Here is a 23,147-nt window from a genome sequence, read left to right on the forward strand (position 1 = left end):
TTGGTAAGATTCATGATTATTTCTGTTATATATTTGAATGTGAGATACTTAAATATACAAAGAATGTAGAATCTTACCAATTTTAAACTCTATTTTTCCTGCCAATTATTAATCGAACTCAGGTTATAAGGTATTTTAATATGTCTCAAAATTAAAATACCTTATAAAATTACAGGGAACACCAGCTTTCTGACAAGAAATGAAACCTACCGAAGCCTTGTTATAACCAGATGTGCAGAAACAGGATTTGTTCCGCCGGCAAGCGGGGTAATTGTCAATGCGGAAAAGCTTGAAGACGAGTTTCTTAATTGCAGAGTAGAAAATCCGGAAGTTTCAACAAGGGACATTCCTACAATTTGCGAAGATCCCGCAGCCCTGCCCACAACAGTATACGCCAAATCTGTCCCGTCGATATTTAAAACAAGCTGACCCGCTTCTATAACACTCACCTGAAATGAAATCTGATAAACGCCAGGAGCCGCCAGAAGAAAACTACCAGCGCCAATACGTTGAATTTCCCCGGTAACAATAGCGGTCCCAGGAAATAATATTGCGTTACCCGGGCTAACAGTAGCTGCGTTATCCGGAGGAGACAGAGCGTAGAAATCTGCAAATGCAAGGGCTCCGGCCGTTACTGCACTTGTTGCTGACTTTGCATGCAGCGCATACGGAACACTCAGAAGCTCACTGGTTCCGGAAATTGTATAACTGGTTCCTCCCGCAGGGTCTGTTTCAATCTTAATAAAATAGGGCCCGTTTGCCCAGTTAATGGATGCAAATACGCCGCTTACAACAGAGCCGGTACCAACGGATAAAGTTACCAGTCCATTAGCATTGGTGCCAGGGGTATGGGTTTCCACAAAAACGGCCGTTCCGCTGACCGAACCCTGCAGAATGCTCACCTTCATACCAACTGCATGGCTGACCACCAAATCGCCTGCCCCATCCCTGATCACGGCCTGATAACTCATTTTTTCGGGAGCCTGAGCATAGGCAGTCAAACCAATGAATAATATGATCCAAGATAAAATTGCACCCGTTTTACGTACCGTTGCGGTCATAGATTTAGTTTTTTATAATCTTAAATTGTTGTATTTCAGTTTCACCAGCGATGCGGATCACATAAGCGGCTGGCGAAAGCCCGCTCATATTTATTTTATTTTCTGTTTCTGAAAGTTTACTTTCTCGCACAAGTTTTCCAGTTAAATCAAATATCTGATACGACCGTATTTCATTTTTAACGGAGCTCACATACAAGTAGCTTTGAACAGGATTAGGATATGCAACGGTGTTTGTAATATTATTGATCCTTACCGCCTTGATTGTGGAATAGGCGAAAGTTTGATCCAGATCGGTTTGTTTGAGCCTGTAATAACTAACGCCGGGATATGGGAAAGGATCCGTCCAATTGTATTTTTTCAGTGTTTTGCTGTTGGCATCAACATCCACCTGGGCTGCTTCGGCAAATGTAATACCATTGACGCTCCTTTCAACGGTAAAAAAATCATTATTGATTTCAGAAGTTGTTTCCCAGCTAATAAGTACCTTCGGGCCATTTTCAGACACCATAGGTAAAGCCTCAAAAGAAACCAGAGTGACTGGCAGCGGAGCACTGTCAAAAGGCTGCTGCACACCCTGGCTGACCTTGCCGTTTGATACTGCAACACTGGTGTAAAAAATCTGTCCTAAGGAGTAACTCACCGAGCCCCCGCTTCCAGTTGCATTACCACCAGACGAAACATTAGCCTGCTGGGCCACAGAAGATTGAAAGAAAAATACCAGTAGCAGACCAAAGCAATATGCAGACAAGCCATGATAGGATGAGGTGCTCTTGGTTTCCAATTTTTAAGGTTTAGGTTTTAATTTGTAATAGTAGTGAATTTAATTTAAATGATAGAAAAAATTCTATACTTTGTCTTGGCAAGTAAGTTCTAAAAAACCATCCCGTCACCCATTACCTTATTCTCAGACAATTATTATATTTTAAAATGATTTGTGATAATTTACAGAACCATTTTAATAATGAAATACGGGTATTAAATTGACCAGTTCCATCCCATAAAAAAATGCTTAACAAATGATATCAGATCCAAAGAGTAATGATGCAGAATTAACTATGATTGTAGTTGACCAGATATCGGCTATGATCGCATATTGGGATAAAGAACTTATGTGTCAATTTGCAAATGCACCCTATCTCAAATGGTTTGGTAAGAAAAAAGAGGACATGGTTGGCAGGATTACAATCAGAGAACTTTTGGGGCCCAAACTTTATGAGATGAACCTCCCATACATTCAAGCTGTCCTGAACGGCAAAGTACAAACTTTCGAAAGGGAAATAACACTTCCAAATGGTGATAAAAGATTTACGCTCGCTAATTATTTTCCTGACATTGAAAACGGAGAAGTGAAAGGATTCTTTGTTCAGGTTGCAGATATCCATGATTTGAAATTGCTAGAGAAAGACCTGACGCTATCAAATCAAATCGTTAGCGATCAAAACAAGAGGCTTCATAATTTCGCTAATATTGTCTCTCACAATCTCAAATCTTATTCATCAAACCTGGCTTCACTACTTCAGATGCTTCACTCGGCTGAATCTGAAGAGGAAAAAAATGAAATTATTCGTTATTTAACGGATCTTTCAAATGGCTTTTCCGGTACTGTAAACCACCTCACAGAGATTGTCAGCGTGCAGAATCTCCGTGACAAGGATCATGTAGCTTGTAACTTATTAAGTTTTATTAATAAGATTATTGAAATACTTAAAATTCAAATTGAAAACAGCGGCGCAGTTATTCGTCATAATATAAACCCGGAACTGATCCTTCATACAAATCCTATCTACCTGGAAAGCATCATACTAAATTTATTAACAAATGCCTTAAAATATCGCCATCCGGGACGGCCGCCATTGATTGAGTTAAATGCCCGCACCGAAAGACAACAAATTGTTTTCCAGGTAAAAGACAATGGACTTGGCATTGATTTGAAAAAATATGGTACTCATCTTTTTGAAATGAACCAAACATTCCATGGGAATCAGGATGCAAACGGAATTGGGCTGTATATAACCAAATATCAGATCGAGTCGCTCGGAGGTTTTATTGAGGTGGCAAGTGAAGTAGATGCCGGGTCAACGTTCTCGGTTTACTTCAAAGGCTATGAAGCCGGTGTGACGACAGAATAGCGCAGTGAGCTTGACCGGCGGCCGGTTTTTCTAAAAGTGCTGAATAGATCTTTCAACGGAATTTTTTATCTGGTCTATATATTCACGCTGGGTTTAAACGCTGCCTTTCCCGCAACTGTATTTGATGGCAACAACACTCCTCCGAATGCAAAAATAGGACAGGAAATCATATCTTCACAGCCAATTACAGGTTGCTCCGGTCTTATTTTAAACGATCTCGATCATTTTTTCACTGTAATACTGTGCGTGTCCATCCGACCAGTTTAACAATGCCCGCCAATATCCCTTTTCAAGTTTCTCTGTCGAAACGACATGTCTGGGTAGTTTTCCCGGCTGAATAGGTATCGTTACATTTTCTGCTCCGGAGGCTATTCTGGTAAAGACAATTTCTGCTTTCCAGAAATACAAAGGCAGTACAAAAGCAACTTGATGGGCGACGGGCTGGTAGGTCATGGCTTCAATATTTTATAGTGGATTTCGGATAAAATCTTTTCTATAAAATTAAGTCGGGCACAGCGAAAATAGTATGAGCTTTATCAGCTGTTTAACATATTCTCATTTCCTTTTAGACCGTATGAGAATCATTTCTCTTAAATACGCGGTTAAAATCTTGAATATTTTAGAGGTTCAACATCTGTTCTACGGTCACCAGAATCCTGCTTCGCCTGCGTGAACAGGTATTGAACCGGCAGCCTGTTAAAGAATAATCTGTCTCATATATTCTTTCATTAGAAGAAGATATTTCCGGGTAAATTCCAACTCTCCCTTTTCTCCCGATTCCATAACACGCAAAGCGTGTACTTTCGCACGGACGTTGGCCCTTGCCAGTTTATAGTAAATAAACAGCGCGTTATCTCCGGCAGTCTGAAAACAAGGAAGCAGATCAACATACTGATTGACAAATATTTCCGACAAAGAAAACTGACCATAAAATTCAAGATCCATACAGAGAAAAGCAATTTCGTTCAGTACATCAATTTGCCGGTAACGGTCATTAAATTCGATACAATCAAAAATGACCGGCTCGCGGTAGAGAAAAACATTACCGCTGTGAAGGTCCCCATGAACATCCCGTTGAAAACCCAGACGAATCCTTTCCCTGAACCGTTTGATGTGAAGTAAAAGAAAAGCTTTGCTAAACGACACTGCCAAGTCTATAATTTCCGCAAATTCCATTCCCAATTCTTTTAAAACAACCGGATGAATACTTTTGAGATCATCAAAAGTATCTGACACCTCAGTCAGATCGAAAGGCTTCTTAACGATTTTTGCCTTTTGATGGAAGCTTGAAACCTGCCTCGCCAAAGCGAGCATATGACTGGTCTCCACATTTCCTTTTTGAAGGAGCTTGTCCATTCGTTTTGCACTTTTCATCTTCTTCATCCTGACGGCATAATCCACAACCCGCCCCTTTCCGACACCAAGTTTCCAGTCACCGTCTTTTTCACGGACAGGAATTACATCAAGATAAATCTGCGAAAAACGCTGGTTTAAAAGCAGCTCTTTTTCACAGAATTTTTTCCGTTGCCCAAGTCTCGAAAAATCAAGAAAACTAAGTTTTACCGGTTTTTTTATTTTAAAAGCATAATCATGCGTGAAGAGAACCCAGGAAATATGGGTCTCTTCCAAGTGGCCGTCCATTCGGTCACCATTGTAACTTCCATTTTCTGCCAGTACGACAATTTCTGAGTCATTCATGGATTTTATAAATGTAATCCGACGCCAATTGTAACATTGCCTCAATATTATTTTTTTCGGATTGAAGAACCAGGTGCGGCATATCCATTTTTTCAAACTCTTCCTTCATACGCGTGTAAACGCCAAGGTCTGCCTCGCTAAGCTCCCTGGGTTTACTAAGCCTTTCCCTGATTAAATACGTATCCGCCACAACCAAAATTACATATAACGGCGTTTGATGCATATTGGCGAGTTCCATAAAAAGATCTCGCATGGTATGATGATAAAAGGTCGCGTCTACAACCACATGCCGGCCTTTGTTCACAGCCTTGGCTGTTTGATCTGACATAGCCAGATAAATAGAAAGCTTGTCCTTTAATGAATATTTACCTAAAGCGTTTTTATCCAGCCTTAGCTGATCGCTGCTTAAATAAGTTGCACCAAGCTGTTTAGCAAACCGGGAGGCGAAATAGCTCTTGCCCGATCCGGGAAGTCCTGAAACGATGATGATCATATGACGGGAATTTACATTCTTTATTCAAAGCGAAAACAGATCTAAGCACTCGTCCATCAACGAAGCTTTTCCTGCAATTTTTTGTGAAGTTCCAGACCGGTTTTCAACATATCTGTTTTAAATAGGAGTTAATTTATCAAAACGCTGCTAACGCATGTTGGAAGGAAAAATAATTAAAGGCAGTTTTTGAGTTTCCACAAGATCGTTTGCAGTACTTTGGCGTAACATTCTGATCAGCAAAGAATCCTGCTGATGTAAAAGACCAAGCAGATCTGCTTTTTTTTCCGTACATAACTTTATTATTCTGGATACCACTTCTTTTCCATGGACCTCAGTATGTTGTAATTCCGGATAACGTAAATCTTCCAGCATGTTCATAAAAATTTTTCTATCCTTCATTTCTGAACTTTCACTTTCGCCAAAAGGCTCAACATGAATAATTTCCAATTCAAAATAAAGGAGCCTGGCAAGACGTGCCAGATAACTGACAGCCTTGATATCAGAAACGTTGAAATCGGTAGCAAAAAACACTTTACTTATCTTGGTTAACTGAGCTCCCGGGGGAATGATGATGACCGGACGGGTTGCGTGCGCCATAACGGATTTGGTAGCGCTGCCAAATAAAATGTGATCAAAGCCGGTGTCGTTACTGCTTCCCATAATAACAAGCTCAATATCCTGATGCGTGATAATATCTTTCACATTTTCGGCAAGGCCGCCCTGAACAGATTTAACCGTTACATCCGGGCGCCATATTTCACCCGGCAAAAGACTGTGGATGGATTCCGAAAGCTCCATTGCTATTTTATTGAGCTGAGTCACGCTTTCCTTCTCCCACCAGCTTTCGTCTTCTCCAATCCACGGACCTGCACCGTAGAAGGGCGTGACAGGAATTGTCTGATAGCTATTAAAAAGCAGAATATCGGCGTGAAGTTTCTCTGCCAGCAAAACAGCTGTCTGGGTCAGATTGGTGACGTTTTCTGAGAGGTCTGTGAGAACAAGAATCTTTTTCATGGATTTGTTTTTAGATTAAATGAAGTTGTACCGGCGGCTATTACTGGGCAAGATATCCTCCGTCAACAGGGTAATAGGATCCGGTAACAAAGGACGCTTTTTCGCTGCTGAGCCATAAAACCAGTTCAGCCACTTCCTCCGGCTGGCCTAAGCGGCCAATGGGATGCCTGGTGATCAGCCAATCAATTGCGTCCGGACCCATATCTTTTAAAAGCGGCGTCTGAATGAAAGCAGGGCCGACAGCATTTGCGCGAATACCTTTCATCGCATATTCCAGCGCTATGTTTTTGGTCAGTCCCACCACACCGTGCTTGGCTGCAACGTATGCAGGACTATTGGCAAAACCCACGCTTCCCAGGATGGAAGCCATGTTCACAATAGCTCCCCCACCCGCTTTAATCATTTCAGGTATTTGATAACGCATCCCGTAAAAGACGCCGGAAAGATTAACAGCAATTACCTTGTCCCAACTTTCAACAGGATATTCTCCGGTGGGAGCTGACGCGCCTCCAATCCCGGCATTATTGCAAGCAATATGTAAGGCCCCGTATTTTACGATAGTTTCTGCCACTAACTTTTCGTTATCCTGTGCATTTGATACATCAGCCTTAAAAAAAATAGCTTCACCACCTTTTTCACGGATAAGATCAACTGTTTCTAAACCATCAGCCTCCTGAATATCAGACACCACTACTTTGGCTCCTTCCATCGCATACAGCAAAGCAACACTGCGGCCGATTCCAGAGCCGGCTCCGGTAACAATAGCAACTTTATCTTTTAATAAATTCATCTTTTCTTTGATTTGAGATACTTATTTTCGCATAAAAATTTAATGGTTTCAGTCATTAAACTTTATTGTAAGTTCCCTGTATTTACACTTTTTAAAAATGATATAAAACATAAAAAGATATGACCCTATCTCATAAAATTCTGTTTATGCCAAGCATCAGAACAAAACCTGATCACTGAATTAAATGGGATTCCGTATTGGCTTGTAATCACATAAAGGCCAGGAAACCCTGAGGATGTAATGTTTTTTGTTGAAAGCAAAAAATAATAAGCAGTCTGGGTTTCACACATGCTACACATTTGCCCTAATCTTCCCTTCGCCTCGGCCCTGATCCGGACTTAATACTCAGAAATTTGGGATACATATTTACCGCGTGCCATTTTATGGGTTATTTCATTTCCTCCACCCAGCGCACTCAATATTTCAATTTTTTAATTATAAAATTATAGTTCCAGAAGCGGGTATTAAAAAATATAAATAATTTGAGTTTATTATTTTGTATTGGTCTAAATAAGAATACTTTTGCTTTCTCATTTAGAAAATACTCATCAAAATAAAGAATAATGCGTTTACCTTTTACAATTACTTTCATACTGCTAGCCTATATAGCAAACGCCCAGACAGCAAGCATCAGGGGTCAGATCAAGTCCTCAAACAATCAACCGGTTGAATTGATCAATCTGGTTTTAAAGGGCACGGGCAAAGGTACTGTAACCACAGAAACCGGAGAATTTGAGTTTACCGGTTTAGCAGCCGGAAGCTATCAGTTGTCAGGTACCGGATTGGGTTTCAGGGCAATTGAAAAACACGTTCAGCTTGGTGAGGGAGAAAACGTAATTTTGAACCTTACTGCCCATGAAGACACCAAAGAGTTGCAGACTGTGGAAATTACCGGACGCCGTGAAACTACTTATAAAAACGACTTGTCGTTTATTGGAAGCAAAACCGCAACACCAATTAAGGAGGTACCGCAGGCGATCAGCTACATTACCAAAGAAGTGATGCGCGATCAGGGGACATTTCTGATGGGTGATGCGGTAAAAAATATGAGTGGCGTCAATCAATTTACTTTTTACGATGATCTCACCATCCGCGGTTTCAGAATGAACGGCGGCAGTACCACACAGCTCTTTAACGGCTTGCGAACGTTTTCGGGCTTTTGGAAGCAACCACCGGTAAATTACCTGGAACGAGTTGAAGTTATTAAAGGAGCCGCATCTGCTTTGTATGGCAATACTTCTCCAGGCGGAACGATTAACCGGGTTACAAAAAAACCACTTACGACACCGCAAAAGTCGCTGACATTTACCACCGGAAGTTTCAATACCATTCGCACCATGGCCGATTTTACCGGACCCATGAACGAAAACAAAACGCTTCTTTACCGTCTGAATGTGGGTTATAACAATGCGCAGGGATTCCGGAATTTACAATTTGATAAGAATATCATTGTCGCTCCGTCTGTTTCATTTTTACCGACTGAAAAAACAAGGATTAACTTCGATTTGGTTTACAACAGATCCAACAGCCGTCTGGACCGTGGACAATCAGTAGTAGGAAATGATCTGTATTCGAGCTCGATAAAAACCTCATTGAATGCAGTTAATGATTACCTGAATGAAGAAACGTATCTTATAACGACCTCTTTAAATCATCAGTTTACAAAAAACACCTCCTTCAATATCGCTTACTTGCGAACCGGTTACAGCGAAGATCTGCTTGAACACCGAAGCAGCAATGTGAATGCAGTGGACTCGTCCGGAGCTGCCATTCCGAATCTTGTGGCACGCCAGGTTTTTATCCGTAAAACCAAGTCGTTTATGGACAATGTTTCAATGTTTTTTAACCACAATTTTAACACCGGGAAAGCGGAGCATAAGCTGGTTGCGGGATACGATTATATCCAGTCATATACACCAAAGGGTTCGGGCCAGCAAACTGCCAGCGGCTACTTACTTAAAGCAGGAGGAGCCGGAGCATACAATGCCAAGACACCTGAAAAGTACATTTTTTATAACTACACCGAAAACGGAGTTACCCGAAGTATTCCCAAGCCGAACGTCGCTCATTACGATCTGACACTTCAAAACAACCAGATGGAGGATCCTTCCAAATACATTTACAATGTAACAGCCAATGCAGCAACTACGCCGGTTTATTATCAACTGCATGGTTTGTATTTGCAGGAACAAGTAAAAATTGACCGATTACAGATCTTGCTGGGACTTCGATACGACACTTATGTTGACAAGAAAGGTTATACTACAAATAATGAAACCAATGTAACGCAGCATGCTTTGCTTCCCAGAATCGGAGCGGTATATACGCTTACCAAAAATATTAACATTTACGGTACGTATACCAAGGGATACAATCCACAGGATGCGGCCGTTCAGAGTAATCCGCTTTCCGGCGGGCCGTTTGATCCGATCAGAAGCAGCCTGACTGAAGCAGGTTTAAAATCGGAATGGTTCGATGCCCGGCTGACTGCAAATTTATCGGTATACAACATCACCCAATCCAATACTTTATATTCTGCCAACGCGCCTGAAAACCTGGATCTGATGCAGCAAATTGGGCAGGAAAAGGCAAAAGGAGTAGAATTTGACGTTACAGGAAACATTCTTCCCAACTGGAATCTGATTGTGGCATATAGTTACAACGATGCTAGAATTACAGACGGAGGTGCAAAAGCTGCTGACCAGGTGCTGGTTAACAAGCAAAAACCGAATGCTCCTAAAAACCAGGGGAGCGTCTGGACCAAATATATGTTTGTAAACCAGGGGCTGAGCGGCCTGGGTATTGGACTTGGCGCAAACTTTGTGACAGAACGCAATCTTTCTATTAGCAACACCCAGACACTTCCCGGCTATATGCTTCTGAATGCTGGCATTTATTATAAAATTGACAAATTCCAGTTTCAGATCAATCTCAATAACCTGGCTGACAAAACCTACTGGGTGGGAGGTTATGACTATCTGAGACTGTTCCCAGGTGCGCCACGGAACTTCATGAGTACTATATCCTATACTTTTTGATCAACAATCGCCAACAATTGTAAGCTTCAACCTGTGAAAAAAATATTGAAAAATATTGCTGCACAACTACATTTATGGCTGGGGATTTCCTCCGGCCTGGTAGTTTTCATAGTGGCCCTGACCGGGAGCCTGCTCGTTTTCGAGGAGGAGCTTGAACCCGTTATCAACAAACATTTTAATATCGTCGCAGTTGGGGAAGGAAAGCAAAGGCTATCACTGGACAGCCTGGCCACCAGTGTCAAACAGCAGTTTCCAAAAAACAAGTTAGACCGCATTACCATTGAAGCTCAGGAGGACCGAACATTTGTTTTTGGATTGAAGCAAGATAAAAAAAAACAGGGACTGCTTTCGGTAGCAGTCAATCCTTTTACTGGCAAAATTATCGAGGCAAGGCAAGAGCACGATTCATTTTTTGAAGTTGTACTGAGACTGCACCGATATCTCTGCATGGAGGAAACCGGAAAGTTTATCACAGGTATCTCATGCATTTGTTTTCTTGTAATCATGATCACGGGCCTGATACTATGGTGGCCTAACCGAAAAAATCAAAAACAGAGATTTCAGGTAAAATGGGGAGCATCACCCAAAAGGCTAAACTGGGACCTCCACGCAGTATTCGGCTTTTATGTCATGCCATTTATATTTCTCATTGCGCTAACAGGTTTAGTATGGAGCTACAAATGGATCAATAATCTTATTTATCTGGCATTTGACGGGAAACCTCAGCAGAAGAGGGAAGCTCCGGCAAACATTGCTTCGGGTGACTTTCTAACACATTACGAACATATTTTACAGGCAAGCGCCAAGATTCTGCCACATCAGGGTAAGGTGACATTTACCACATTAAATGCAGATAGTTTATCGATCACCGTATCCAAAGCGGACGACGAAGCGGCCATCAGTAACATTGTAAGTTTCCTGTATTTTGATCAAAATACAGGAGCCTTACTTTCAAAACGATTATACGATAACGAAACCGCCGGGTTTAAAGCGCGGAGAGTTGTGTTTCCAATCCACACAGGAAGTCTGCTGGGATGGCCCACCAAGATCATTGCTTTTATTGTCTCTTTAATAACAGCAAGCCTGCCAATGACCGGAATTTTTATTTGGCTCGGGAAAAACAGAAAGCGGAAAAAGAAAGCGGGCGACATTAAAATAAAGCGTACATCAGTTGCCGCAACAGAGGAAAAAGAGTCCGCCACCAGAGTTTAAAAGGTTGTTATCCACTGGTAATAAAACCGGGTATAGACCGAAGATCTGCCGTTTTGAGAAGTTATGTAGCAGACACAAATTCCAATATAGATACTAAATCAGAAGAATGTCCAGTACAATGAGACAAACCTATTTCTATCTGTAAAATACTACCAGTCCGCTAGTTTTTCTGTGATGTTTTGCCCGGTAACAAAATCCTGACCATAAAACAGGGCATAATCCAGGTTTATCCCAAAACCAGTGGAACCTTCCCTTAATTTGAGAAAAATCCGGTCCAGATACATTTTTTTATTGTTGACAGTTGTATATACTTTGGGCTTACCTGCCTTATCCAACATCAGGTAGAAATTAACCCTTTTTGAAGCCGCCAGCTGCATTTCATATAAGTTAGCCGATACCAGCGTTGTTTTCATTCCAAAAGCCAGCGCTTTCTGAATACTATTCAAAGGCTCCTTTTTACCACCTTCTGTATAAGCAATCCTGAAAATATCCAGGGGTTCTTCCGCTACGATACTGCCATTTTTCAGATTGGCATTATAAACAAAAGTGTTATGGTTATCGCTATGCTGAATATAAAATACGCGGTTTACTTCCTGGGCGGGCACAGGGTAACCTTGCTGAGCATACGTGCAGATGGAAAAACCAATCAATATTAAAAGAAAAACGTATTTCATTTTCTATCTCTTTTTGTTAAAAACTTATTGACCTGTCATTTTGAATGCGCATTCCTTAAATTGGAAAAGAGCTTTAATTTACGCATAAAAATGTCTTTTTTCCTGACAGTGCATTTGAATTTATTTATATTAAAGCATATTCGAAAGCCAGGTTAAGACTAAATGGCTGTGGCAGAAAGCTTCCCAAATGTACCTGCGGATTTGTTGAAAAATCATTCAAAATGAAAATCAGGAGTTAAAATTATTAATAATTGTCAGCCTTTCCGCAATTAGAAAACATTTTCTAATTTCTAAAACTTCACTGGCTTTATCAATTTTAAACAAATAGCTTTGGCCTTATCAAAATACCCTCGTTGTTATGCATGAAATTTCATTGGTAAGAAATATTTTCCGAACCCTAAAAGAAGAATTTCCTGACGATTTTGGGCAAATCAGGGATATTTATCTTACTGTCGGAATTTTGTCTAACGTGCAGCCCATTGCTATGGAAAATGCTTTTCAGGCGGTTTTGGAAGACGAGCCTGGCTACCGGAATAAAAACCTTAAAGTAGAAGTATTACCAATTCTCATCCATTGCCATTATTGCGATAAAAACTCTCTGGTAGAACAATACCGGTTTATTTGTTCCTATTGCGGAAAGCCTGGCAAGGACGTGATACAGGGAGAAGAACTGCTGATTAAAAAAGTTGAATTTGAAGATTAAACATCCATGGAAGCTATAAAACCCAAGTCAAACCGTGCGGCAGTAGGTTCGCTGCAATGCGACAACACTACTTTTAATTTATTGAAAGTGAATGATTTTGTCGCCAAAGCCATTCGTGACCGGTTGCCGGAAGTACTGGTCGTTAACCTGTGTTCCTCGCCTGGAAGCGGCAAAACCACACTTTTGCAGGAAACCGGCAAGCGTTTAAAAGGAAAAATCAACATGGCTGTGCTTGTCGGAGATCCTGAAACTGAGCGCGATGCCATCCGTATGCGCGATGTTGGCATTCATGCCTTGCAAATCGTGACAGGTGGCATGTGCCATATTGAAGCACAAATGATATATCAGGCCCTGGATCACTTTGATCTGGATGGTGTAGATTTATTGGTCATTGAAAATGTCGGCAATCTGGTTTGTCCGGCCGCTTTTGATCTGGGTGAAGATTTTCGGGTGACCGTACTTTCAGCTACCGAAGGAGACGACAAACCGAAGAAATATCCCCGCATGTTTCTGACCAGTGAGCTTATGCTGGTATCAAAATCCGATCTGCTGCCTTATGTCCCTTTTTCGGTAGAAGCAGCGACTCTGGATGCACGTGATATCAATGCAGATATTGAAGTGATTACCGTTTCCAGTCTCAACGGAGAAGGCCTTGACCAATGGTGTGACTGGCTGATTGAGCGCGTTTCAGAAAAGAAAAGTAAATTTCAGGAGGCATGATAAAACCAGGCATTTCAGTATCCGAAGACACGCTTGGCTACCCAAACGAACTGGAAACCTGTTGGCCTGCAAGTGATCAAAAAATAAATAAAGACGTTGAAACAGTCTATTCAATTACACTGACAGGCTTGGTACAGGCAATCGGATTTCGTCCTTTTGTATATCAATTGGCAAAAAAATGGAATTTGAAAGGTACGGTCACTAACGGGCCATGTGGGGTGAACATTCAAATTTTAGCTGACAGAAAAATTGCTACCGATTTTTTAGAAGAAATACTTTCCAACCCGCCCGCACTTTCAAGAATAACCGGATCAAAAATCGTAAAAGGCATTTTCAATAAATTCAAAAATTTTGAAATAATTGAAAGCGAAAATAATGAAATCAGCGTTTCTGCACTTCTAACCCCAGATCTTGCGATGTGCGAACAGTGCAGGCGCGAACTCTACGATAATTCCAACCGCCGTCAACGTTATCCATTCATTACCTGCACACATTGCGGCCCGAGATATTCGATCATCCAAAAACTGCCATACGACCGGGTCAATACTACTATGCAGGAATTTGCCATGTGCATTGCATGCCGTAATGAATTTAACGATCCTGAGAACAGAAGATTCTATTCACAAACCAATTCCTGCAAAACCTGCGGCCCTGAGTTATTTTGGTATGAAATAAAAAAAGCACAGGCAGAACCGGTACTCCTTGTAAGCCAGGAAGAAATCCTGTCTGCCATTAAATCTGCTTTGACAAATGGAAAAATTGTGGCCGTTAAAGGAATTGGTGGTTATTTATTGCTTTGCGACGCAACCAGTGAAAACGCCGTAGCCATTTTAAGAGAAAGAAAACATCGCCCTGCAAAACCGTTTGCAGTTTTATACCCGGATTTAAAAAAACTGCGGGAAGATACTTTGGTAACCGACCTGGAAGCAAAACTGCTGCAAAGTCCGGTGTCTCCCGTAGTTTTGGTCAAAAGAAAAGACAGAAATTCACCCACGATCGCAGAATCTGTCGCGCCAGGGCTGGATCAATTAGGCGTAATGCTTCCCTATTCCCCTCTTTTAGAAATTATTGCCAGCGATTTTCAGAAACCGCTTGTAGCAACCAGTGGAAATGTCAGCGATAGCCCCATTATTTTTCAGGATCAAAAAGCATTAGAGGAATTAGCAGATATTGCCGATTTCATTTTGACCAACAACCGGAAAATCATCACACCGCAAGACGATTCAGTAATTCGCTTTTCTGCTTTACATCAAAAAAAAATTATACTGAGACGAAGCCGGGGTCTTAGTCCTGATATTCATATTACAAAAATAACAAATTCATTTCCAGCGCAAAAAATCGCCTTTGGCGCATCGGCCAAAAGTACTTTCTGCATCCAGAATGGCAATGAAGTTAACATCAGCCAGTATCACGGAAACCTGGCAAATTATGATGCTCAGCAAGATTTCGAACATTCGCTAAATCACTTGAAAAATATTTTTAAACTAGCTTATTCAGGTGAACAACATACACTAACGCTACTCGCAGATATGCATCCTGCATATTTTTCCACGCATTTGGCGAAAGAATATGCAGAGAAATATGATGTACCGCTTAGGAAAATACAACATCATAAAGCACATTTTGCAGCAGTTTTGGCAGAAAATGACCTTGATGATGATTCAGGAAATGTGCTTGGGGTTATTTGGGATGGAACCGGTTATGGGACGGACGGCATGATCTGGGGTGGTGAGTTTTTTTATAAAAACCAGCGATTGCATTTTCCTTATTTCCATTCTTTATTGAATTATAAAATGGCAAAAGAACCCAGAATTTCCTCATTCTCAGTCTTTTATGCCTTTTCAAAACAACCATTGCCAGCTCTAATAAAAGACAAATTTACCCACACCGAATGGACTTATTTAAACAAGGCAGCTGGAATTAATACCTTAAAAACAAGCAGCATCGGCAGGCTCTTCGATGCGGTAGCAAGTTTGACAGGCTTGATTGACAAAACAAGTTATGAAGGCGAGGCAGCTTTGTTACTCGAACGGGAAGCACAGCGCTATTTTGAAACCAACGGCTATGACTTTTCTGCAAGCTATTTTGACAAAGCTGAATTTCTGATCGATGCATTAATTTCAGATGTGCAGGCAAAAAAAGAAAGTAGCGAGATAGCGGCTAAATTCCATTATTCACTGGTAAAATTCATAGAATACACTGCGAAAAAAGTTGGTGCTAAAAAACTTGCTTTCAGTGGCGGTGTTTTTCAAAATGCTGTGCTGGTGGATCTGGTGATTATAAATTTGACAAACAACTTTGAGCTTTATTTCCATAAACAGCTATCTGCGAACGATGAAAATATTTCATTTGGGCAAATAGCTTACATCAATGCGGCCGGGATTTGAGCATCCTGGCTAACTCAGATTGGCAGGAAATCATTGAAAAATTAAAATATCTTTTAAACCGCTCCGTGCATTCGTAGCATAAATGAATCTATATGTGTTTAGCGATTCCTGGCAAAATAAAATCTATTGAATATCAGTACGACGGGTTGGTGAAAATGGCAAAGGTGGTGTTTGGCGGAATCACCAAAGAAGCCAGTCTGGACATGGTGCCACATGCCAAAGTGGGCGATTATGTTCTGGTGCATGTGGGTGTTGCCATTAGCATTGTGGATGAAGAAGAAGCAGAAAAAACATTTTCATACCTGAAAGAGATCGGCGAACTGGATGAGTTGATCGAAAGCAGCCAGCTCGACAGGCCTAACCAATTATAATATGAAATTCCTAACCGAATACCGAAACCCGGAAATGGTGGAAATGTACCTGGAAGAGCTTCGAAAAACCGTAACTCAGCCCTGGACTATCATGGAAGTATGCGGAGGACAAACGCATAGTCTGGTCAAAAACGGGATATTAAATATTCTTCCGGAACAAATCCAGATGGTGCACGGACCCGGCTGCCCGGTGTGCGTAACGCCGCTGCAACTGATTGACAAAGCCGTTTTTTTGGCTGAGAAGAAAGGCGTTATACTTTGTTCTTTTGGCGATATGATCCGTGTACCCGGTTCAGAGCGCAGTCTACTCGAAGCAAAAGCTGCCGGGGCAGATGTCAGGATTATGTATTCGCCGCTCGAAGCGGTCAAACTGGCAAAGGAAAATCCAGACCGTGAAGTAGTATTTTTTGCCGTTGGCTTTGAAACCACCGCACCAGCCAACGCACTCTCTGTCATGCATGCAAAATTACTGGGCCTGAAAAATTATTCTATTCTGGCTTCCCACGTGCTGGTCCCGCCTGCAATTGAAGCCATTATGAACGATGAGGTAACGCGGATTCAGGCGTTTTTGGCAGCAGGCCATGTGTGTGCGATTATGGGTATGGGACAATACTATGATCTGGTCGAGAAATTTGATATGCCCATTGTCGTAACCGGATTTGAACCCGTGGACCTGTTGCAGGGAATACTGATGACGGTCAGACAACTCGAAGCCGGCAAAGCTAATCTGGAAAATCAGTATGCGCGTGTTGTAAAACCGGAAGGCAATCCGGAGGCGATAAAAATAATAGAACAGGTTTTTGAAGTAACCGATCGTGAGTGGCGGGGACTTGGGGTTATTCAATTAAGCGGCTGGGAAGTAAAGGAAGAATTAGCTCAGTTTGATGCGTCCAAAAGATTTTCTATTAACATAGCCAGAGCGCCAGAATGCCCCGACTGCATTGCCGGACAGATCCTCAAAGGAATTAAAAAACCCGGACAGTGCAGTGAGTTTGCCACCCGGTGCACTCCGGAACATCCACTGGGTGCGCCGATGGTTTCATCAGAAGGTGCCTGCGCCGCTTATTATCACTTTGCCAATGTTCGATAAATGGCTATCGACTTTCAGGACATAGCAACGAAACAATTTTCAACGGATTGGCCGAGCGCCAGTGGAAAGCCGAAATCGTAAACATCTGTGCTAATCTTTTAATTACTTTATACCATGTCCACACTTTCCTTTGCCCAGCTTTCCTGCCCGATGCCAAAGCTGGACTTTGATATCATTACACTTGGACATGGTTCAGGAGGAATTTTAACCAATAAACTGCTGGAATCCGGCGTATTCAACCTGTTGAAAAACCCATATCTGGACGAAAGACATGATGGCGCAGTATTTAATGCGACCGGAAAAATGGCTTTCTCAACGGATAGTTATGTAATTACACCTATCTTTTTTCCCGGAGGAAATATTGGAGATCTGGCCGTAAATGGTACGCTGAATGACCTGGCCATGTGCGGCGCTATCCCTAAATATTTGTCTCTCAGCTTTATTATCGAAGAAGGGCTGACAATGACCGAATTCTGGGACATCCTGGTTTCCATCAAAATAGCTTCGGAAAAAGCGGGCGTGCACATCGTAACGGGCGATACCAAAGTTGTGGAGCGCGGAAAAGGCGATAAGATCTTTGTCAATACCTCCGGTATCGGGCAGGTGCATCCCAGCGCTGCAATCTCTTCTAAAAACATCGTTACTGGTGACAAAATAATTATTTCGGGTAACATAGCAACCCATGGAATCGCCATTATGTCGGTGCGCGAAGGGCTTGACTTTGAAACAGACATTGTAAGTGACACAGCCAATGTGGCCCATGATGTGATAAGTCTTCTGGATGAGTTCGGGGCACAGATCCACTTGCTGCGTGACCCCACCCGAGGCGGTGTAGCAACGGTATTAAATGAAATCGCGAAAGACATTTTGCTGGGAATTGATCTTGTTCAAAAACAGATCCCTGTACTCGAACAGGTTCAGGGTGCATGTGAACTGCTGGGCCTGGATCCGCTCTATGTAGCCAATGAAGGCGTATTTATAGCCATCGTTGACGCAGAAATCTCAGATCATTTTTTAGCAAAACTAAAAACCATGGAAACAGGTAATGATGCGGCTGTAATCGGAGAAGTGACAGCAGCGCATCCAGGTCAGGTCGTGATCAAAAGTCCGATTGGAGGCAGAAGGGTTGTCAATATGCTGGTTGGGGAGCAATTACCAAGGATTTGTTAGCTGAAATTATGATTACTTACAACCAAACATCGAAAAACCTCCCGCAGATCATCAGCGGGACGAGCATTTTTCTGGGCGCAGCTAAAAATCCCTTTCTGGCTCCACGTGGTGTATGGATTACAGGCAGCAAACTGATCGTTGCGGATACTGGTCAAAACCGGATTTTCATCTGGAATGAGCTTCCAGAGAATATTTTCGGCGAACCGGATCTGGTTCTCGGACAATTGCAAACAGTTGATACCGGCAGAAATTCTGGCGGCGGAGTAAATGCTTCCACATTGCAGTATCCATCCGGGATCTGGTCTGATGGAAAGGTTCTGATCATTGCCGATGCATGGAATCACCGGGTATTGATTTGGCACACTTTCCCGATAAAATCCGGCCAGCCAGCGGATGTTGTGATTGGACAGCCGGATTTCAATCACAATTTGCCAAATGTAAAAGGTATCGGAAATAATCCGTCGGACAGATCACTGAACTGGCCGTATGGTGTTTGTTCTGATGGGAATAAACTTTGGATTGCTGATACAGGTAACCGGCGCGTTCTTTATTTTAAACAAATTCCGGTGCATGATTTCACAGCGGCGGATGACGTTATAGGTAAGGATCAATTTACAGAACGAGATTATGAAAGTAATGATGCAGTTTGGCCTTATTCTGTAAGGATTTCGAAAACCGGAGCATTGTCAGTTACCGATACCCAGTACTACCGGAATTTGATCTGGAAGGACTGGAAAACAGCTTTTGTTCAAAAGGCGGATGTGATTATTGGCCAGCCTGATCTTGAATCCAGCGGGCAGAACCAATACCGATCTTTACCTGAAAGCAATACAATGAGCTGGACTTATGACAGCTTTTTCTATAAAAACGGAATTATCCTTGCGGATACCGGTAATAGCAGGCTTTTATTTTTTGATAATATCCCGGATACCAACGCTGCCGAAGCTGACAACCTGATCGGGCACCATACATTTCAGATAACCAGTGAAAATGCAAATACAAGAAATGGAACGGATAAGCAGCTTTACTGGCCTTTTTCAATTTGCATTTCCGGCAATTCGATGGCGGTTGCCGACACGGGGAATCATAGAATTATCTTATACGAGCTAAAATAAATCTTTTCATATTTTTATCAACCGCAGTTCAAATGGAAATCCTTCCTTTAATGCTGGCAAGTTTAGTCGGTTTCACACACGCTTTCGAAGCCGATCATCTGGTGGCTTTAAGCTCGATTGTGACGCGCCGAAACAATACTTTTCTTGCTGTTAAAGATGGGATTTTCTGGGGGCTTGGGCATACTTCCACTATCCTGCTGGTGGGCTGCATTTTCATTCTGGGCACTTGCAGTATGAATTTCGCCAGCTTTAAATACCTGGAAGGCTGCGTTGGAATCATGCTAATTTTTCTCGGTTTTAGAAGATTATACGAAATTACCAAAACCGAACTTAAACCTACGCAGGAGCACCACAGTGCCCACGCTCACGAACATAAACTAGCTTACAGGGTAGGCCTGCTGCACGGCCTGGCAGGCAGCGGCACTTTGATACTTTCTGTTTTGACGACCCTTAAAAGTCCTTTTAGCGGCATGGCCTATTTGCTGATCTTCGGTATCGGATCCATCGCAGGAATGATGGTTGCGGCGGGCATTTTCAGCATACCTTTTTCGGAGAAATTGTTAAAGAAAAAATCATTACGACTGGCACTTGTCCTCTTGTCTTCGCTGCTTTGTATTGCTTTGGGTTGTAAGATTGTTTATCAGAATTTCATTCATTGAATTTTCAAAAAGTTTATATATCGATTTGGATTCAGGGCTCCTGGATATTTATAATAATGCATTATCCTGACAAAGGAAAAGTGCGGCTTACCGAAATAATTCAGGCAAAATAGAACTACCCATGACTTACGACGAAGCAGATTTTGTGGCCTATGCCTTGGAACAAATGGATATCACCGTTATTAAAAGGGATGGAAAATACTTCGATCTGCAAAACGATTTTACCCTCGAAGTAGAGCAGCGGGCATTGTATAAACTTTCTCACAAGAGTTTGGTGATCTCTCCGTTTGATGACATAGGCAAACTCTGTACCTTTATCAAAAACGCAACAAGACCAGACGCTGAACAAGTTTAAAACAACAAAATCCCGGATTAGATTTACCCGAACTTAATCATGAATCACGAACTCAGCGTTGTAGCACTTTCGGAAAGTATTTCCAGCGCGGGAAACTTTGTATTGGTATTGGAAGATTGTTTCAGCAAACAACGTATTCCACTCATTATCGGCAGGCCGGAAGCCCAGTCTATTGCCATTGCGATGAAAAAAATGGAAATTTCAAGGCCACAGACACACGACCTTTTTGCATCAACCCTTACCGTTTTACAGGCTGAATTAAAGCAGGTAATTATCAATCGGTTTGAAAAAGATGTCTTTTATGCTTCCATTTTTATAAAAAAAAATAATCAGGAAATAATAGAAATTGACGCGCGTCCTTCTGATGCCATTGCTTTGGCAGTCCGGCTGGATTGCCCCATTTTTGCTACGCAGGAGGTGATTGAGCAAGCATCTTTTCTTTCAGAAGATAAGTTCAGAGACAAAAAGGGCTCTTACGCAGCCTTTTCTCTGGAAGAGCTCGAACAACTTCTGGTGGCTATTCTTGCCAAAGAAGATTACGAAAGCGCAGTCAGGATCCGGGAAGCCATTGAAAAAAGAAAAAATCGCTGATGCTAAAAAAGAACACACCGAAAGAAGCGCTGACTACGAAGGTAAAAATCAGCGAAGCTGCTTTGTTTTTATTTAACCATTTTGGATTTGTCAATGTCCGGCTACAACATATTGCAGATGAGGCCGGTTTGAGCGTCGGCAATCTGGCTTATCATTTTAAAACAAAAGATGAAATTGTTGATTTTCTTTATGAAGAAATTGTAACCCGTCAAAAAAATCTATTGTCGGATTTGAGAATGATTCCGCTCTTTATCAATCTTAATACTTATATAAACAACACGTTTTTGATGCAAAAACGGTATAGCTTTTTCTTTACCGATACACTGGAAATTATGCGATCAAGCCCTGTGATCAGAAAAAAACACCGGGAGCATATTCAATGGCAAATGATTCAGCTGACCCTGTATATCCAGTTCAACATCGCAAGAGGTGCTTTTCATACTTTCGAACTTCCCGACACGATCGAAAATTTTTCCAGCCGCTTTATCTTATTGACCGACTCCTGGATTGGATATCAAATGCTTCAGGGTGAAAAAATTTCAGAATTAGACTCAAAACAATTTAACTCAGCACTGTGGGGTATGACAGCCCCAAACTTTTCACAGGCTGGAAAAAATGAGTTCGCCCAAATGTATGCTTATCCTTATGACGAGCTGGCCTGAGACGAATATTCGATATTAGAAAAAAATTTCCAATTTCATCTTATTGTGTTAATTTTAAGGTTTAGTATAAGGTTAGATCCTATCCAAAAATACCAGAAACAATGAAAACCAGGTTCAACATGGATACCAAAGCTTACGATACCTTTTTACAGGGCTTGAATGAGCAGTATTTTGTTGAAAAACGTGGTAATCAGTCCGATTTCAGGCTATATTTCGATGATCTTTGGCTGGCCGATACAGCAGTGATTGACGATGTTCACCGTAGCCATGGAGCATGGGCGGTTGATCTTATATTTGCCTCGATCCATAATCCGCTAAAATTTATCAAGCGGCATATCACAACACATTCCTGTCCGAAACGCGCCGCCCAGCAGGGTGAATTTATGCGCCGGGCAGCAGCAAAAGATCAGAGGGGAACACTTTCTGTAAGCGTAAACCCTTTGCAAGTTTGCAAAAATTAAGATCATGTATAACACCAAGATAAAAATCCTGAATGCTTCCGTACGCCTGTTTAACGAAAACGGGATAGACAGCGTGCGCCTTCAGCAAATTGCGGATGAGGCAGAAATAAGCGTTGGGAACCTCGCCTATCACTACAAAAGTAAAGACGTATTAATTGAAGCTGTTTATGAGCGTATTTTTGAAGAGTTTCATGAGATTTTCCGTCACTACCTCAAACGTCCCGATCTGGCCGATTTTGACATCCAGATAAGTATATACTATGCGTTTTTTAGTAAAAACCGTTTTTATCTGAGCGAGTTTTTTAAAGCCAACAACACTACCGCTCCGCATTATCTACAGTGGCAGGATTGTACCGCAAAAATGCTTTTACAACTCAGAAGCCGGTTACAATTTTTGGTCAAGAACAATGAGCTTTTGCCCGAAAAAGAACCCGGCCAATACGAATTGCTGGCGGAGCAGATGTGGATGTCGCTGGTATTTTTCATCCCAAAAAGCAATATGATCGGCCAGCAATATGATGAGATTAGCTATAAGAAAAATATATGGAACTTGCTAAAACCATATTTCGGTCCGGAGGGATTGGAAGAATTCAGAGCGATGATTGTACCAGTTTTATTTTGAAATGTGATTTTTCTTACTTTTTCAACAGATAATATCAGCCAAATAATTAAACCATTAATCTCAGCTCTGATTATTTAAACTTTTAAGGTATGATTTTTGAGGAACAGTTTATTAAAAGGAGAATTCAATATT

24 protein-coding genes are annotated in these 23,147 nt (G+C 41.7%); 16 read left to right on the top strand and 8 right to left on the bottom strand.

Annotation, left to right across the window (positions count from 1 at the left end):
• Positions 1-206 precede the first annotated feature (206 nt).
• Both FZF08_RS27345 and FZF08_RS27350 read right to left on the bottom strand, forming a co-directional pair.
• On the bottom strand, positions 207-1,061 hold the full coding sequence (locus FZF08_RS27345; protein ID WP_159476554.1) for a hypothetical protein: 855 nt from the start codon (positions 1,059-1,061) through the stop codon (positions 207-209).
• 4 nt (positions 1,062-1,065) lie between these two features.
• On the bottom strand, positions 1,066-1,842 hold the full coding sequence (locus FZF08_RS27350) for a T9SS type A sorting domain-containing protein (RefSeq protein WP_159476557.1): 777 nt from the start codon (positions 1,840-1,842) through the stop codon (positions 1,066-1,068).
• 235 nt (positions 1,843-2,077) lie between these two features.
• Here FZF08_RS27350 and FZF08_RS27355 point away from each other — a divergent pair, with 235 nt between their 5' ends.
• A complete protein-coding gene (locus FZF08_RS27355) occupies positions 2,078-3,190 on the top strand; it encodes a PAS domain-containing sensor histidine kinase (protein WP_159476560.1) in 1,113 nt (370 codons plus the stop codon).
• A 207-nt stretch (positions 3,191-3,397) separates the two neighbouring features.
• Here FZF08_RS27355 and FZF08_RS27360 read toward each other — a convergent pair whose 3' ends face one another.
• The 5 genes from FZF08_RS27360 to FZF08_RS27380 all read right to left on the bottom strand — a co-directional run bounded on the left by FZF08_RS27360 (position 3,398) and on the right by FZF08_RS27380 (position 7,185).
• A complete protein-coding gene (locus FZF08_RS27360; RefSeq protein WP_159476563.1) occupies positions 3,398-3,643 on the bottom strand; it encodes a hypothetical protein in 246 nt (81 codons plus the stop codon).
• Between the two features lie 243 nt (positions 3,644-3,886).
• Entirely contained in the window at positions 3,887-4,888 is a 1,002-nt protein-coding gene (locus FZF08_RS27365; RefSeq protein WP_159476566.1) for a hypothetical protein, read from the bottom strand.
• Complete coding sequence (locus FZF08_RS27370; RefSeq protein ID WP_159476569.1) at positions 4,881-5,381, bottom strand: ATP-binding protein; 501 nt, start codon at positions 5,379-5,381, stop codon at positions 4,881-4,883. The genes FZF08_RS27365 and FZF08_RS27370 overlap by 8 nt, the downstream gene beginning before the upstream one ends.
• Before the next feature lie 147 nt (positions 5,382-5,528).
• Positions 5,529-6,395: a universal stress protein gene (locus tag FZF08_RS27375; protein ID WP_159476572.1), complete on the bottom strand. Its 867-nt coding sequence runs from the start codon at positions 6,393-6,395 to the stop codon at positions 5,529-5,531.
• Between the two features lie 40 nt (positions 6,396-6,435).
• Entirely contained in the window at positions 6,436-7,185 is a 750-nt protein-coding gene (locus FZF08_RS27380; RefSeq protein ID WP_159476575.1) for an SDR family NAD(P)-dependent oxidoreductase, read from the bottom strand.
• Between the two features lie 563 nt (positions 7,186-7,748).
• Here FZF08_RS27380 and FZF08_RS27385 point away from each other — a divergent pair.
• Together FZF08_RS27385 and FZF08_RS27390 are read left to right on the top strand one after the other, a co-directional pair.
• The gene (locus FZF08_RS27385; protein WP_159476578.1) at positions 7,749-10,223 is read left to right on the top strand and encodes a TonB-dependent receptor; all 2,475 of its coding nucleotides are present in this window, start codon (positions 7,749-7,751) and stop codon (positions 10,221-10,223) included.
• A 33-nt stretch (positions 10,224-10,256) separates the two neighbouring features.
• The gene (locus FZF08_RS27390; protein WP_159476581.1) at positions 10,257-11,435 is read left to right on the top strand and encodes a PepSY domain-containing protein; all 1,179 of its coding nucleotides are present in this window, start codon (positions 10,257-10,259) and stop codon (positions 11,433-11,435) included.
• 149 nt (positions 11,436-11,584) lie between these two features.
• Here the strand turns inward: FZF08_RS27390 and FZF08_RS27395 are convergent, their stop codons facing one another.
• On the bottom strand, positions 11,585-12,109 hold the full coding sequence (locus FZF08_RS27395; RefSeq protein ID WP_159476584.1) for a DUF4833 domain-containing protein: 525 nt from the start codon (positions 12,107-12,109) through the stop codon (positions 11,585-11,587).
• Positions 12,110-12,467: 358 nt separating this feature from the next.
• On the opposite strand from FZF08_RS27395, the gene FZF08_RS27400 reads away from it, so the two are divergent.
• The 13 genes from FZF08_RS27400 (at position 12,468) to FZF08_RS27460 (ending at position 23,015) form a co-directional block, all read left to right on the top strand.
• Complete coding sequence (locus tag FZF08_RS27400; RefSeq protein ID WP_159476587.1) at positions 12,468-12,812, top strand: hydrogenase maturation nickel metallochaperone HypA; 345 nt, start codon at positions 12,468-12,470, stop codon at positions 12,810-12,812.
• A gap of 6 nt (positions 12,813-12,818) precedes the next feature.
• A complete protein-coding gene (hypB, locus tag FZF08_RS27405) occupies positions 12,819-13,532 on the top strand; it encodes a hydrogenase nickel incorporation protein HypB (RefSeq protein WP_159476590.1) in 714 nt (237 codons plus the stop codon).
• A complete protein-coding gene (gene hypF / locus FZF08_RS27410) occupies positions 13,529-15,919 on the top strand; it encodes a carbamoyltransferase HypF (protein ID WP_229216718.1) in 2,391 nt (796 codons plus the stop codon). Before hypB ends, hypF begins: the two co-directional genes overlap by 4 nt.
• Positions 15,920-16,011: 92 nt before the next feature.
• Positions 16,012-16,290, top strand: coding sequence for a HypC/HybG/HupF family hydrogenase formation chaperone (locus tag FZF08_RS27415; RefSeq protein ID WP_159476593.1), 279 nt, complete (start codon positions 16,012-16,014; stop codon positions 16,288-16,290).
• Position 16,291: 1 nt separating this feature from the next.
• Entirely contained in the window at positions 16,292-17,380 is a 1,089-nt protein-coding gene (gene hypD, locus FZF08_RS27420; RefSeq protein WP_159476596.1) for a hydrogenase formation protein HypD, read from the top strand.
• Positions 17,381-17,494: 114 nt separating this feature from the next.
• A complete protein-coding gene (hypE, locus tag FZF08_RS27425) occupies positions 17,495-18,550 on the top strand; it encodes a hydrogenase expression/formation protein HypE (protein WP_229216719.1) in 1,056 nt (351 codons plus the stop codon).
• 8 nt (positions 18,551-18,558) lie between these two features.
• Positions 18,559-19,665 (top strand): hypothetical protein, encoded by a 1,107-nt coding sequence (locus FZF08_RS27430; RefSeq protein WP_159476599.1) that lies wholly within the window; start codon positions 18,559-18,561, stop codon positions 19,663-19,665.
• A 32-nt stretch (positions 19,666-19,697) separates the two neighbouring features.
• On the top strand, positions 19,698-20,324 hold the full coding sequence (locus FZF08_RS27435; RefSeq protein ID WP_159476602.1) for an urease accessory protein: 627 nt from the start codon (positions 19,698-19,700) through the stop codon (positions 20,322-20,324).
• 121 nt (positions 20,325-20,445) lie between these two features.
• Positions 20,446-20,679: a hypothetical protein gene (locus FZF08_RS27440; RefSeq protein ID WP_159476605.1), complete on the top strand. Its 234-nt coding sequence runs from the start codon at positions 20,446-20,448 to the stop codon at positions 20,677-20,679.
• 39 nt (positions 20,680-20,718) lie between these two features.
• Positions 20,719-21,270 carry a bifunctional nuclease family protein gene (locus FZF08_RS27445; RefSeq protein WP_159476608.1) on the top strand — a complete coding sequence of 184 codons (552 nt, stop codon included), beginning with the start codon at positions 20,719-20,721 and terminating at the stop codon, positions 21,268-21,270.
• A complete protein-coding gene (locus FZF08_RS27450; protein WP_229216720.1) occupies positions 21,270-21,932 on the top strand; it encodes a TetR/AcrR family transcriptional regulator in 663 nt (220 codons plus the stop codon). Before FZF08_RS27445 ends, FZF08_RS27450 begins: the two co-directional genes overlap by 1 nt.
• Positions 21,933-22,033: 101 nt before the next feature.
• A complete protein-coding gene (locus FZF08_RS27455) occupies positions 22,034-22,393 on the top strand; it encodes a hypothetical protein (protein WP_159476611.1) in 360 nt (119 codons plus the stop codon).
• A gap of 4 nt (positions 22,394-22,397) precedes the next feature.
• Entirely contained in the window at positions 22,398-23,015 is a 618-nt protein-coding gene (locus tag FZF08_RS27460; protein WP_159476614.1) for a TetR/AcrR family transcriptional regulator, read from the top strand.
• Positions 23,016-23,147 lie beyond the last annotated feature (132 nt).

Source organism: Dyadobacter sp. 3J3 (genome assembly GCF_009801115.1).
GTDB lineage: Bacteria > Bacteroidota > Bacteroidia > Cytophagales > Spirosomataceae > Dyadobacter.